The 13332-nt window shown below is 41.5% G+C and carries 16 protein-coding genes; 13 read left to right on the forward strand and 3 right to left on the reverse strand.

Annotated features, from left to right (window positions below; all coding sequences use genetic code 11):
* Positions 1–653: 653 nt before the first annotated feature.
* The 5 genes from FNW02_RS28830 (at position 654) to FNW02_RS28850 (ending at position 3249) form a co-directional block, all read left to right on the forward strand.
* Positions 654–1148: a hypothetical protein gene (locus tag FNW02_RS28830; RefSeq protein ID WP_191760893.1), complete on the forward strand. Its 495-nt coding sequence runs from the start codon at positions 654–656 to the stop codon at positions 1146–1148.
* Entirely contained in the window at positions 1145–1957 is an 813-nt protein-coding gene (locus tag FNW02_RS28835) for a hypothetical protein (protein WP_191760894.1), read from the forward strand. The genes FNW02_RS28830 and FNW02_RS28835 overlap by 4 nt, the downstream gene beginning before the upstream one ends.
* Positions 1950–2690, forward strand: a complete 741-nt coding sequence (locus FNW02_RS28840) for a hypothetical protein (RefSeq protein ID WP_191760895.1) — start codon at positions 1950–1952, stop codon at positions 2688–2690. The genes FNW02_RS28835 and FNW02_RS28840 overlap by 8 nt, the downstream gene beginning before the upstream one ends.
* Before the next feature lie 203 nt (positions 2691–2893).
* Positions 2894–3070 (forward strand): DUF6888 family protein, encoded by a 177-nt coding sequence (locus FNW02_RS28845; protein WP_191760896.1) that lies wholly within the window; start codon positions 2894–2896, stop codon positions 3068–3070.
* Positions 3067–3249 carry a DUF6887 family protein gene (locus FNW02_RS28850; protein ID WP_191760897.1) on the forward strand — a complete coding sequence of 61 codons (183 nt, stop codon included), beginning with the start codon at positions 3067–3069 and terminating at the stop codon, positions 3247–3249. The genes FNW02_RS28845 and FNW02_RS28850 overlap by 4 nt, the downstream gene beginning before the upstream one ends.
* 72 nt (positions 3250–3321) lie before the next feature.
* Here FNW02_RS28850 and FNW02_RS28855 read toward each other — a convergent pair whose 3' ends face one another.
* The 3 genes from FNW02_RS28855 to FNW02_RS28865 form a co-directional block, all read right to left on the reverse strand.
* Positions 3322–6561 carry a DUF3987 domain-containing protein gene (locus FNW02_RS28855; RefSeq protein ID WP_191760898.1) on the reverse strand — a complete coding sequence of 1080 codons (3240 nt, stop codon included), beginning with the start codon at positions 6559–6561 and terminating at the stop codon, positions 3322–3324.
* A gap of 228 nt (positions 6562–6789) precedes the next feature.
* Positions 6790–7041, reverse strand: coding sequence for a hypothetical protein (locus FNW02_RS28860; protein WP_191760899.1), 252 nt, complete (start codon positions 7039–7041; stop codon positions 6790–6792).
* The gene (locus FNW02_RS28865) at positions 7041–7202 is read right to left on the reverse strand and encodes a hypothetical protein (RefSeq protein WP_191760900.1); all 162 of its coding nucleotides are present in this window, start codon (positions 7200–7202) and stop codon (positions 7041–7043) included. Before FNW02_RS28865 ends, FNW02_RS28860 begins: the two co-directional genes overlap by 1 nt.
* Before the next feature lie 148 nt (positions 7203–7350).
* Here FNW02_RS28865 and FNW02_RS28870 point away from each other — a divergent pair, with 148 nt between their 5' ends.
* From FNW02_RS28870 to FNW02_RS28905, 8 genes are all read left to right on the forward strand, one after another.
* Positions 7351–7764, forward strand: coding sequence for a hypothetical protein (locus FNW02_RS28870; RefSeq protein WP_191760901.1), 414 nt, complete (start codon positions 7351–7353; stop codon positions 7762–7764).
* Positions 7757–8500, forward strand: coding sequence for a hypothetical protein (locus tag FNW02_RS28875; protein WP_191760902.1), 744 nt, complete (start codon positions 7757–7759; stop codon positions 8498–8500). The genes FNW02_RS28870 and FNW02_RS28875 overlap by 8 nt, the downstream gene beginning before the upstream one ends.
* A 171-nt stretch (positions 8501–8671) precedes the next feature.
* A complete protein-coding gene (locus FNW02_RS28880; protein ID WP_191760903.1) occupies positions 8672–9322 on the forward strand; it encodes a BAR domain-containing protein in 651 nt (216 codons plus the stop codon).
* 60 nt (positions 9323–9382) lie between these two features.
* Positions 9383–9955, forward strand: a complete 573-nt coding sequence (locus FNW02_RS28885; RefSeq protein ID WP_225225967.1) for a hypothetical protein — start codon at positions 9383–9385, stop codon at positions 9953–9955.
* Complete coding sequence (locus tag FNW02_RS28890; protein WP_191760904.1) at positions 9948–10193, forward strand: hypothetical protein; 246 nt, start codon at positions 9948–9950, stop codon at positions 10191–10193. Before FNW02_RS28885 ends, FNW02_RS28890 begins: the two co-directional genes overlap by 8 nt.
* Before the next feature lie 3 nt (positions 10194–10196).
* The gene (locus FNW02_RS28895) at positions 10197–11633 is read left to right on the forward strand and encodes a hypothetical protein (RefSeq protein ID WP_191760905.1); all 1437 of its coding nucleotides are present in this window, start codon (positions 10197–10199) and stop codon (positions 11631–11633) included.
* Between the two features lie 395 nt (positions 11634–12028).
* Complete coding sequence (locus tag FNW02_RS28900; protein WP_191760906.1) at positions 12029–12610, forward strand: tyrosine-type recombinase/integrase; 582 nt, start codon at positions 12029–12031, stop codon at positions 12608–12610.
* Positions 12611–12622: 12 nt separating this feature from the next.
* Positions 12623–13222, forward strand: a complete 600-nt coding sequence (locus tag FNW02_RS28905; RefSeq protein ID WP_191760907.1) for a Uma2 family endonuclease — start codon at positions 12623–12625, stop codon at positions 13220–13222.
* The last annotated feature ends 110 nt before the right edge of the window (positions 13223–13332 follow it).

The raw sequence follows: 13332 nt of genomic DNA on the forward strand, positions 1-13332 counted from the left end.
ACTGCACCGTTGCTCTAGTCTAGCTTTCTCTGCATAGCTAGCCCTAAACGTGATAGTTATTTCTCGCTTATCATCTGGAGATACTGACCGATTGCTTAATGTGTCAGCTAGTTGATTACTAAGATTGGTACGGGGGTCTGGTTGCATAACTAATTAGACGGAGAGTTATCTGATTTTTTATTTTTTCACCGAGTCATTCGCTGTAGCTGCGATGGCGCAAAGCGCCAAGCAGGTAGGCGAATGACTCGGAAACTTCAGTTACTTCATGCTTATTATTTGGGTATTTTATTGGATTTAACGGGGGTTTGGGGGACACCCCCAACAAGCAAACACGCCGCTATTCCGTAGGAATAGCAGCGCCCTTGGCGCGTTACGGCGTATTGCTTGCCTATGCCCCAACGCGCAACCAAGGGCAGGGAGAAACCCGGACACAAAACGGGTCAGCGCGGTTGGACTCAATTCAGTTTCACAACGAGTAACTGTATGCACTACCTCAGTGTAACTGTGGTAATGCCTCTTGATGATACATTAATCTCCTGTACTGACTCACTAACATCTTAAAGTTGATTATCGTTACATCTATACATAAATATTCAATTTGGAATCACGTCAGTTTGTTTCTACAATGGAGTCATTTGTTATGAATGCTGAGTATGCCTCGCAAACCGAAAGCTGTTCCTTTATCTAAAGTAGATGACATTCAAGCTAGTCTCAAACAAAAGGCGGCGACTCCTAAGACTATTAGCCTGTCTGATTTAATCTTGAGTTTAGCTAAACCGATTCAGGATATGTTAGACGCTGGCTACGATTATTCAGATGTAGCTGATGTATTTAAAGGTCATGGGGTAGAACTGGCGGCTAGTGGTTTAAAGAGTTTTCATAAAAAAGCTTCAACATCAACTGATAATATCTCCAGTAATGAATCTAATTCTTTAGCGATTGATTCTCAAGTTGATAATGGCTCGGAGTCGTCATCAACTGATTCATCAACTGTAACTAATGACTCGGCTTCAACAGTAGAACTGGGTAGTTCATCAACTGATAGTAGTGAAATATCTGAGCCGTCACCATCTCAAACGACAAAACGAAAGAAACCAAAAGCTGAGACTTCTTCCCAATTCAACGTCACTGATAGGAGTAATGTATGAAACGTATCGTGATGATTCTGGGGGGCAAGGGTGGTACAGGAAAGACTGCCTTTACTCGCTTACTATTAGATGTAATGCACTCAAAGGGCATTAATTATCTAGCTTATGATGCCGATACAGAGAATCCAGAGTTGTACGATTATTATCAAAACTTTGGTAATGGCGTGAGGCTGTTGAACTTCCTGGAGGTAGCAGAGGCAAAACGCTTCTTTACAGAAATCAAAGCTGAATCACCCGACTCAGTAATAGTAGATATGCCAGGGGCATCAAGCAATAAAACCAGGGAGATTATCAGTAAGTTTGGGCTGTTCAAGATTGCAGGTGATTTGGGTTATCGGGTAACGCTGGTGACTGTATTAAACCTTGGTTACTCGGTGATAACCAGCTTAAAAACTATGGCTGAGTTTTGTGGTAATCAGGCTGATTATGTGATAGTGAAAAATCTCTGTTGGGATAAAGGTTCAGGTTTTCAACGTTGGGAGAATAGTAAAACGTCGGCGGCGATCGCTGAACTAAAAGGCATAGAAATAGAAATGCCAGAGCTAGACTACTCAACCTTTGACACGTTAACAGAGAAAGGTCTGCCTTACTCGGCTGCTACTGAAGATAATGGATTTCCTTTTGGAGATTATCTGTTGGTGAGTGGGTTTTTAGCTCAGGCTAAACCAGAACTTGAAAAGGCTGGGGTTTATTTAGGATTAGAGCAACCATCAGTAAATCTTGCTTCACCATCAAATACCTCAACTTCAAATCAGCCAGAGGTAACTGTATCTACTTCTCGTCGGGGGCGTAAAAAAGCTAATGAATAATGACTCTAATGGTAACGGCAATCATCACAATTCCCATCCTTCAGTTACCAATTCAGTAGAACTGAGTGAACTAGGGGAGGTGAAAACGGCACTAGGCAGATTATATAAGGAATTTGAAAGTTTTAAGCAGTCACAGAAAACGGAACGTTCTAACGATAGGGCAGAGTTACAAGCATGGGCGCAAACGAATTTAGTTCAGAGTCAACTCCTCACCAAAGCGATGGCGACAATCGAGATCCTGACAAACGAATTGAAGAATCAGAATCTCTCCTCGAACGAGTCCGAGCAGAGCAACGCCGATTTGATGCAGCAATTGACTCCCTTACTGACACAGTTAAAGGATACGCCAAAGTCAACAGCGACATTAGAGAGCTTAGAATTCAAAGGGCTGAAAAGCGAAGTATTGCAGTTGAAGCAGAACTGGAACGAACTGTTGATTCACACGAAGCAATTGACTACGGTGATTCAGGAGTTGAAGAAGAACCCCCCGAAAGTTACCACCATAGAAAAAGAGGTTTCTCACGATAAACCAGCAGCAATGTATGGGGCAATGTCAGCTGCTACTGCATTTTTTACTTTGTTCTTTTTCTTTATGGTTAATCAAGTTATTCCGGTAAAAATATCGGACGATATCCACAACTATTTACAAGGTATCTGGCAACGTACAGGCTATAGCAATGTCAAGTTACAGCGAATTGAGAAGCGGATGAGGACTGATCCAAACCAAAGATGAGGGGGCAAGATATAGCCAGAGGGGTAAACACTATAACGGGATATTTGCCCCTGTGAATATAAATCATTAACGAGTATTTGCTGAATCTATTGTTGAAGATTCAATCTGATTTAGGTCACAGGAATATACAAAACACGGCTAAGTATACAAAACTTAAAACCATGAATCATAAGACATTTCAACGGGGTATTTAAAACGTCAAGATGGAACCGACCATTGAGCAACTTAAAGCATTCTTTGACTTTTGCGTTCGTGCTAGTAATTTACTTAGAGACATAGCATTGGTTAGATTTGATGAAAGAACAAGCCGAATCGTGATTTTGATAGGCGAAACTATTCAAGTAGAAATTCTTAGTAATGGGGAGAACATCATCGGATGAGCAACTATTTGAGCCTTAGCGAGGCAGAACTACGAAAATACGTAATTGCCAACCCTGACGATGAAGAGGCATTTCAGCACTATTTGAGCATTATGAGAGCTAAACCGGGGCGGGTGGTAGTCAGCACTCCTGAGCAATTGGAAGCTGAACTAAGACGGCGTATTAATCAAGCTAGTTAACATAGAACCCGTTACTGACATGACAGTAACGGATTTTTTTCAATCTAGCAGCTTGACTCAATGAGAATTTTGTCACTTGCCTGAAGCCATCATCTTGTTGTAACGGCGGTCGCAGAACTTCAACCAATCTTCTCGGCAGATAACAACAGTGCGATTTTTCTTGAAAGCGTAGTACTCAATTGTGGCTCGAACAAAGTACCCAGACTCATAGATGCAATCCTTGATGGTTCCCCGCTGCCAATTTTTATCACCCTCATGGAATGCTACGCGATCGCCTTTTTTAAACCCATGACCTGCGTTGACTTTATTGACCGTTTGTTGATCACTTGTTGACCATTGGTCAACTCTTTTAACTTCTTGCTGTGAGGTAGTTTCAGAATTTGTGTTGACTTTGTTGACCTTTTGTTGACCTTTTGTTGACCCGTGGTCAACTCTTTCAACTTCATGCTGTAAGCCAGTTTCGGAATTTTGTTGACCAGTGTTGACCAAATTCTCTATAAAATCAGTTTTTTCAAAATTATTTAGATGTTCATCTAAATAATCTTGCTTTTTAGAATCGTGTACAAATTGGTCAACAAAGTCAACATTTTTTTGTAACTCATACACATCAATGGTTTGAGGTTGTTGATCCCTGGTTAACAAGGAGTCAACAAAGTCAACATTTTTACTGAGATTTGGAATATAGTGTTTAGCTACCTGTTTAATGACCCCAGTACGGATAAGAGATTGACAATCCTGCTCAATCTCAGAAGATGGTACTTTTTGCATTGCTTTGATGCCTGCTTTAATCTGCCGAACCGTAACACCTGATGGATGCTTATCGATATATTCTTTGATTTTTAAGAAGTTGCCTGCTAGCGATTGTTGGTCGCTGTTGAGGGCATAGAGTAGCCTTGCTTGTGCCAAGTAGAAGTCAATTACACGGCAGGCCACAGCCATTATTTGACCGTTGATGAATTGGTGTGGTGTGGATTCACCAGCTAACACCGCATTTACTAGGTGTAGCCAGAGTGCGAATCTACCCAAATACGTTTGGAATTTTGGGTAAGTGTTTTTTAAGCCTGGGTGTTCTTCTGCTTGCAACCAGTGCATTAATTTATGTTGGTATGCTTGGTAAATTTCCTTTGCTTTATCAGAGAGGAAATAATCACGTTCTGGCAGGCGACCAAGTGCTTTATAAAGACTGATAAATTCCTGTTCTAGTTGCTGACCTGTTTCATCGTTGTCTTTGAACAAATCAATATATGCCACAGGGCTTTCTCTTAAACAGAATAACCAACGGGCAAATTCACCAGCGAAATCCGCAAAGTTTTGTTGAGACTGAAACTGTTTTAAGACCTCTGGTTGAGTGTTACCTGTGCGGCTAATGGCAGATCGCTCAAGGTAAATGCATTTATCACTATCTACAACATCTTTAAACAGTGCTTCACCATTAAACTCGCTCAGATCAAGCTGGCTATCGTCACCTTTCCCAGCGCGGTATTTGTTCCGTCCTGTAATAAATCCTGCCCATTCATCTCGGTGATAGAGTATTCCTCTCTTGTTCTCACCGTGTATTTTCATCCGAGCTTCAGCTGTGCAACCTTGAATAATAAAACGTTTACGCGGTGCTGGTTCGTCTGGTAATTCGTCACCCTTAGCACACCGTTTTAATTGTTGTTTGTAATCATCTTTAGCTTGCTGCCATTTTTCGTATTCAATAGCCTCAAGTTTGTTTAATGGTTTGATAATTACCTGTTGCGATGGAGTTTTCAAGCTACCACTAGAAGCTACTACGCACGTCCAAAAAATCGAAGTGACTGTATATCCAGTGGCAGGATTGACAACTAATCTCGACGATGTACCGATTCTTGAGCCTGCAACTGGGAACAAAGTAGTTAACAATAATTCCGGTGATATGGGCATAGCTAATGCGACAGAATCCATGAGGCTTGCAAGCTTACCACCATCACCCCAAAGCAATTGATTCGGGTTTAACCGCGCTTTTTGTGCTTCTAGGAGTGTTGGTAATTGCTTTGTAGCCATCTCCCGATCAAAAGCCTGTTCCCGTTCCTTTAACCGCGCATTATAGATGTCTATCACCTTGCGGTTATTAGACCTTGCCGATAATTCTCCCAGCTTCACTTTTACCTCAGATTGACTGCATTCACTGTCAATCAGCACGTTAATTTCTTTTACCAATTCATCACTAGTTAATCTCGCCGTGGGGTGAGGAATAACATTAGAATTACTTGCGATTGTCCGCTCGGCTTGAGGGCTTTTTTCTTTTGTTTGTTGCCTGTGCCATGCTTTGATGCAGTTGTTAAGGTAATCATCGCTCAAGGTGGCAGTAGGATTACTTTTCAGGGCTGATTTCCAAATTCGGTCAGCATCTTTCTCATCCAACGGTGGCGTACAGCGTGAGCAATAAATATCTAATAAAGCGCGTGGTTCACCTTCAAAGCGATGCCCTAAATGGTTGAGCCGGAGAGCTGTACCAATTAAGTTCCGAGCTAACTTGGCTCCTTTATCATCCCGTTCTCCCTCCCCGGTTCCGTGATCAATCAACGCTCGGTCATCTTTGCTGAGGCACTCATAAAGAGGTACATCACCCGTTGAGTATAAATGGCTGAATGTTTCTGTCGCTTGAGCCTTGGTCTGAAACAATTCAATTACCCATGTGGGGCATTGTACAATCTCACAATCTTCAGGAGAGTTTACCCAGTTGTACTGACCAGTTTCGGGGTGAACTGACGGAGGCAATACACTCTGGCAACCAGTCCAACGAAACTCTAACAACTGGTCTTTACCATTTTCTCCCTTGACCCCAGTATTGATTTTTTGAGTTTTGACTACTGACCAATATTCTTTGGGTACTCGCACAAGATATTGGCATCGTCCAGATTTGCCAGATGTAAAGGCAACTGTTTTAGGCAACCCCCCCAGCTGGTTTAGTTTTTCGTGCGCTGCCTGACCATCAGCGTCAATTGCCAAAATTCCAACAGACCATTTACCAGTTCTCAAGCCGTAGCCTTGAGGCAAGCCACTTTTAATCATGGCTATCAATTTCTCACGGGTAATTGGCTGCTCATTCTGCCAATTCTCACGGTATGGCTGTTTATTCCCATTCACTGGGGTTAATGCCCACTCTTGAGGTAATACCTCTAATCCAGTCAGTAACTTATCAGTTGGATTGTGGGATTGTTCTTGTACTGAATGTTTGTTAAGCGAAGTATTTGGGGGAGGATTATCAGAAAATTGTGGAAAGTCAACATTAGCCACTGGTTGACGTGGTAATGAGACAGAAGTCAAAGCTGGTTGAGGATGCTGCATAATTTTTCTCCTAATTTGTATGCAGCGACCCCCTTTACCCTAGTTGCCTATGTCAATAAGACAAGCTAGGATAACAGAGAGAAAAAAGTTTTAGATCCCTGTAGTTCAAAGTTTGGTCGCCGAGAACTGCGGGGGTCGCTTATTTGTGGCTATATCTTACCTTGACAGTGGCTTTGTGCGAAAGTTGACATATCAAGTTTATAACTGACTTGCGAATTAACCTAAAGACTAAGAAAATCCCCAGTTGTCAAGCTCAAAAATACCCTTGCAGATATATTTCAAAGCCTGGAACCCTTGCTTGGTAAGTGTCGCAATTGTCGCAGGTAAGTTATGTTTCACAGTTTTATCCTGGTGCGACAAGGTTTTTGGCAGTTTTAAGCGCGATCGCACTTCTTCTAGTATTGATTTCTCGTGTCGTGCGACGGTGACAGGTAACTTATATTTCACAGATTTTTTATAGATACGCTTCAGAATCGCCACTACTCACCCTTGATTTTTCCTGCCTTAATCAGTTCTTGCTCAATATATTCAGTCATTTTCTTGCTCATATCTGTACCTTGCTCGGTGCAAAGTGCCTTAAACAATCGCCTGTATTCTTCGGGGATTGAAATCCGCACCTGAACTAACTCCTTATCGCTCATACTCCATATACACTAGTGGCTCTATAGGATTTTATTACCGTATAGCCACTTTTGATAAGTAATGCCTATTTAGCCACTATAGCCACTATAGCCATTAACCGCTATTATATCTTACAGATGTAATTCATCTGTACTTATTCAGATGCCTATGAAGCAATCGGCGGACTATTACCGCAAGGCTTTTGAACTAATCTCAGGCACTCTCACCAATCGGCGCTGGAGGCAAATTAAACGGGAATTGGAAAGCTCTGGAGTAGTACTCAACCTCCAGTCAGTCCAGTGCTATGCACGGCTGAAAGTCAGTTATCCCCGGACAGTACTCACCAATTCAGCAGTACGTACCTTTGAAAATTTCCAAACTAAATATCAAGATACACAGGAATTTACTGGCAATCAACTATTAAGTATCTTGCGAGAACTCAAGCCTAATGTATCTGAACGAATGCTACTAAATGCTTTCTACAAAGCACGTATACAGTTTTGCAAACATAACGTATATAGCTATTTGGAAGCTTCTCAAGTGGTCTTTTTTACTACAATCACAAGGAACAAAAATGTCTAAATCAGCACTAAAAAACAAAGTAGACTCCATCCGTAGAACCTTAAAAACTAAGGGTATTGAGGTATCTGGAACAGTAATCGAGTCAAAACTATTAGAAATGTTTCCTAACTTTGAGTCTGACTGGTGTCCAGATGCCCGCAGTGAGGTAATCAAAGCACTCACAAGTGACTTGCAGCCTACTGAACTAGCAACTGTAGATAGTAGTCTACAAACCGTAGACAATAATTCGGTGAGTAACTTATCGAATTGGGAAAATCCTACTAATAACACTAAAAACATTGGTACTGAGTTAGTTTCAGATATTGAAGACTTGCAAGCACTCGCCCATCCCAAAGAAGAAACAATCAGTACACAAATCACGCTATCCGATGCCAATAAACGAGCGCTCACGCGACAAAAATCTCAAGAATTGGGCATAAATTTAAATGATTCAGAAATTAACTCAATAGCTGATAGTGTTGAGCATTGCGGTGATAGCTTGGATGAAATGTTAGGCGAGATTCAATCAGCATTGATTGCTTATATTGACCATAATGCTAGCTTAAATACTCAAAAGATTGATACAGCCTTAGACAATGTGGTTGAGTATGCCGAGCAGAAATTTACTCAAAATAGCCAGCATTTATCTAACAGACTGAGAACATTTAGTCAGGAAATAGAGGCTGTAGCTACTCACAATAAAAGCCAAATTAAAAGTATCTTATCTCGGCTGGCAATCCCAGCCCAAACAGGCTAATATCAGCTTTGTAATCACCTTTAATACCCGCCATTTTTTCTCAATTACACTGATAGTTTTAACCGGATTAATGGCGCTATTATCCTTTGATAGCTGGAGATTTTCACAAGGTAGGATACAGCCTAAACAGTACCGAGAATTTAGTAATCCAATCGAGAAGGAATATTTTTCATGGTGAAGCTCAAAAACCACGTAACGCCAAAAGCCAAGCGAATTAACCAAGTTATAAAACAGAAATTTGGGGTAACTCTAGATGACTTCACCGCCGCCATGCAAGGGGATGTTACCAGCGCCCAAAAGATTGGAGAATTAGCGCGGCAAGGGCGATTAAGTGCTGAATTGGCTCCCCAACTGGCTGCTGCATATCACGAAATAATCAATGGAACTACTGCCCAAAATAAAGCATTTTCAGAAGTGCTGGTAAACGCTGGTAAATCTGCAATTGAGATAGATAAGGCAGTGATGAATGCAACTTTAGCCAATACTCAATATGCCCATCGTCGAAGTGAACTAGCCAGTGAGTTCATCAATGCTCGAAATGCTGAAAATCAGCGTCACAACTACCAGATGAATTACCAACAAATTAAAGGATACATTGATGTTTACTTGGCAGGTATTGACAACAAGACATCATTACTTGAGCAAAGTTATCGACCGGAACTTAAACAAATTCAGAGTGATGAACAATATCAGACTAAAGTACTTAATCATGTACTAGATAAAGGTGATAACAGCCGTGTTGACTTAATTCCTGAAAAACAATATCTAACTAATGGAATTAAAGAAACATTCCTCAAAGTAAAATCAGCACTTGGTTTTTAAAATCTCATACCCAAGTAACTGTTAATTACTTGGGCATCAAACGAACTTAAAGATATTCTCATGTTCCCACCAGACCAACTTGATGAACTACTAACTAACTCGGATGCCAGCACGGGTATAAACCAGGATACAGCAAGATATTTACAGCATATTGAAAGCAGATTATATGCAGATATCCAGATTCGTAAGCGCTTTGATTCTGGTTTATTGTTTCTAACCTGTCAGGTTGGTAGTGCAAGTCTATCTTGGCTGCTGTTCAATCTTCAGGTGACATTAATCATTATCCAAGTAGCTAGCTTCACACTAGCGATGATGCCTGGATTAGTTGATTTATCAGAGAGTTTCAGTTTTGAACTATCTAGTGAAAGATGGGAATTAAAACACGTTCGACCGATGCAAACCCTTACTAAATTGAGTATTGGTGTAGCAGTTGGTTGGACTAGCACCAAAAGGATAAGCGAAGAAATTTACAACACTCATGAGGCAATTAAAAGCACCTATACCGAGATTAAAACTGCTGAAGGATTAAGCGGTTTTCAACTCCCAAGTATGAGTTTAGTTTTGGCAGCAGTACTCTTGTTATTCAGTTTACTTGCTGTCTTCAATATGAGGAAAAAGGATGTAGATGTATAGGCAAAACAACTTCTTACTAGGAATACTTGGTTTCATTGGGTTTGTGATTGCTTTTAATACCTTTGTAATGGATGCCCTCAGTACTGCTCATAACCTTACATGGTTGTGGAATTTGTCACAATCTCTTGGCTTAGATAAGTTTGCAAGTACCTTGCAAGCTCGACTTGAAACTTGGCTACAAGTCTACGGATTTTTTGTATTTTTGGCAGTATTGGCAGTGCTGGTTTATCGGAGATAAGCAATGCAAGAGATTGAAGCATTTAACCAGCGATTAAAATCTCAACGTCGGACTGCCACAGTCATTGTAGGCAGTTTAACTATTGCTGGTTTAAGTCTGACAATTCCCCTGTGGAATGATTCAGTAAAGTGGTCTGAAACTTTGTATTGTTTCTCTCCTAATCATCAGCCTTGCTCCCGTGAACATATCAAGCGCGGTATTAGCTTTCTTGTAGATAGAGAGCGGCGGAATTTTACTTTTGATAGTAAAGTAACTTTTTTGAGGGTATTGCCAGAAGAAGATGATTCAGCCACGATGTACGGCGTATTGGGTACAGTTGCTCTATTAGCTGCCTATGGTGTTAGTAAGTCACTGACAAAATCTCAAGAGAAAGCTATTCATAGCCAGTTATCATTACTCAAAGCTAGGGCTTTAGAGAATGACATAGTTGTTGATAACCATTTAGACCTGACCCAGTTCACCAAAGCCAAGCAATCAGAGGTCACAAAGCAGGCAATCGCCCGTGATGCGACAGACACAATTGAACAGATGAAAACTGAAGGTGAGAAGCAGCTTGACCATATTAACGGGCAACTTCAGGGTGAATTGGCACTCAAGCACCACGAGCTAACCTTGAGCGACATGGATAAGCAGATTGCTGACAATAGGCTATCCACTGCTGAAAACAACCGCAAGCGAGAGAAGATTTCAAAGCCTGCCAACGATGGCAAAGATATTAACCAGGAATCACCCAGCGAACTACTTAAAAATAGCTTGATAGATGCTCTTAAAAGTCATGAATCCGGCTGGTTATGGACTGTCATTAAGGCAGTTAAGCCACTATGGATAATTGGGGAACAAGGCACAGGTAAGACTAATACATCTGTCGCCGTTGGACTGGTCAGAAAATACTGTTTAGGTGTGACGGTATTTAGAATAGCTGACAGACATTTAAACGGTGCAAATAGCAAAGTCTGGAAGCTTTTATCAGCAAAAGAGAAAGCTGACAATGATTCAGCAATCATTGAAGTTCTTCAATCCACCTACGAGCGGAGATTAGAACGAATTGGACTAGATTTAGATGATAGTCAGGCTGAACAATTTCTTTTAGATGAATTCACCCATCTCAAAGATATGGATGAGGAGACTGTCAAAAAGTTTATTAAATCAACTTTTAGTGATACCAGGAAGGCTAAAGAACGGTTTATTGGTGTCACCCATCTGGGTACTAATGAAGCGTTCGGAGACGGTACAGCTGCAATGAGAAAAGCTGGCAGTATCTTGATTGAGAAGTTTACAGCCGATGGTGAGAAACCATTATCCAGAGTTGTTGTGAAGCATGGTTTAGTAGATGCTATTGGCAACAAACTAGAGGATGTTGAGCATACTTTACCAAGCTGGTTTGAAGCTTTCAGGATTTACCAGCACTTCAACGGCAAGCTTATTGATTTTGAGAATTGATTCGCTGTCAAAAAGCAAAATTAAGAGCGTCAAGTGCTAGGGAATTTTTTTGTCAGTCACTTAACTTTATCAGCTAATTATTATTGACCTTCAATCTAAGAAAGAATTATTGCCGATAGAGTCAGGATTCACCACAATTCTTATATTGCCACCAAAGTTCACCGCATCCCTTATAGGCTCAAAACCTGGATTATACCTGCTTTGAGTCAAGTTGCTGCAATCATAAGCAGGTTGTATCAGCCAACGCCATCATAGGGGTTGTAGCGTTCAAGGATCGCTATGCTCATATATAAGCATTCGCAATACTTTGTCCGCCGTTCCTGGCACGAACGAGAGATTAAGGTTTTGGGGCGTTACGCGAACAAAGTAATCTTAGTGAGCGTACAATATTCCCTATGAAGATCAATCGCTTCGGCAAGGCCGAAATCCTAAACCCTCAAGAGATAACCTTACTCTTTAGCGAGGGACTTGTTAAGCCCCGCGATCGGGCTTTGTTTGGCGTGTGTCTCTATGCTGCTGCCCGAATTAACGAGAGCTGCACTTTGCAGCGCGGCGATATCATTGGCACAAGAGGCATTAGACCCAAGCTGATTATCAGAGCCTACAACACTAAGGGGGGGCAGGATACCAGAGAAATTCAAGTACATCCCAAGCTCAAGGAATTTTTAGAGTCTTATAGCATTGAGTTAAAAGGGAGAAATCCTCATTTGTTCCCCGGTCGTCACGGGCTGGGGCATATCCATAAGGCCAGTGCTGACCGAATATTACGTGAGGCACTGCGACGGGTAGATTTGGATGAGCGCGGGATGTCTTCCCACAGCTTTCGGCGGACGGCGTTAACGTGGATGAGTGATTCAGGAGTACCCCTGCGCCACATTCAATCTATCAGTGGTCATCGCTCACTTGCAGCCCTGGAGCGATATTTGGGTGTGACTGAGCAGCAGAAAGAAAATGCCATTTCCACTTTGGTTTTTTAAGGAAGTGTTGATATGAGTATCCCAGTTTTAGAGCAACCGACAGAAGAAAAATTGGTAACTGTGCGTGGTGTATCTTTTGAGCAGTTCAAAACCATAGAAGCACAGCTAGAAAGTAACCATTCAGTCAGACTAACCTATTTAGCAGGGGTAATGGAAATTATGTCTCCCGTAGGAGATAAGCACGAGTACGTGAAAACAACTCTCGGTTATTTGCTAGAAGCTTACATGAAAGAGTTAGGTATCCGGTTCTACGGTCGCGGTGGTTTTACCCTAGAAGAACCTGGGTATGCTTCTGGTACACCGGATGAGTCTTACTGCATTGGGAGCAATAAAGAAACACCAGACATTGTGATTGAAATTATCGTCACCAGTGGAACTATTAACAGGAAGGAGTTATATAAACCCAAAAAAGTGCCTGAAGTCTGGTTTTGGAAATCTAATCAAATCCAAATATTCCGTCTGAACGAGCAGGGCGAATATTCTTCAGTAGACCGGAGTGGATTTTTCCCTGATTTAGAACCTGCAACGCTGCTGCGTTATCTCATCATGCCTGACCAGTATGATGCTGTGCAGGAATTTATTCAGGCTGTCCGAAATGAACTAAACAGATGATTCGCTAACTTTAAAAGCTAAAAGTCGGTATTTTGTAGTTAAGCGACATCGCTACAAAGGCTTAACACACAAAGACTTAAGGCATTTAGCAACTCGCCATGACTTCTTTC

Origin of the sequence: Komarekiella delphini-convector SJRDD-AB1 (genome assembly GCF_014831675.1) — a bacterium.
GTDB lineage: Bacteria > Cyanobacteriota > Cyanobacteriia > Cyanobacteriales > Nostocaceae > Komarekiella.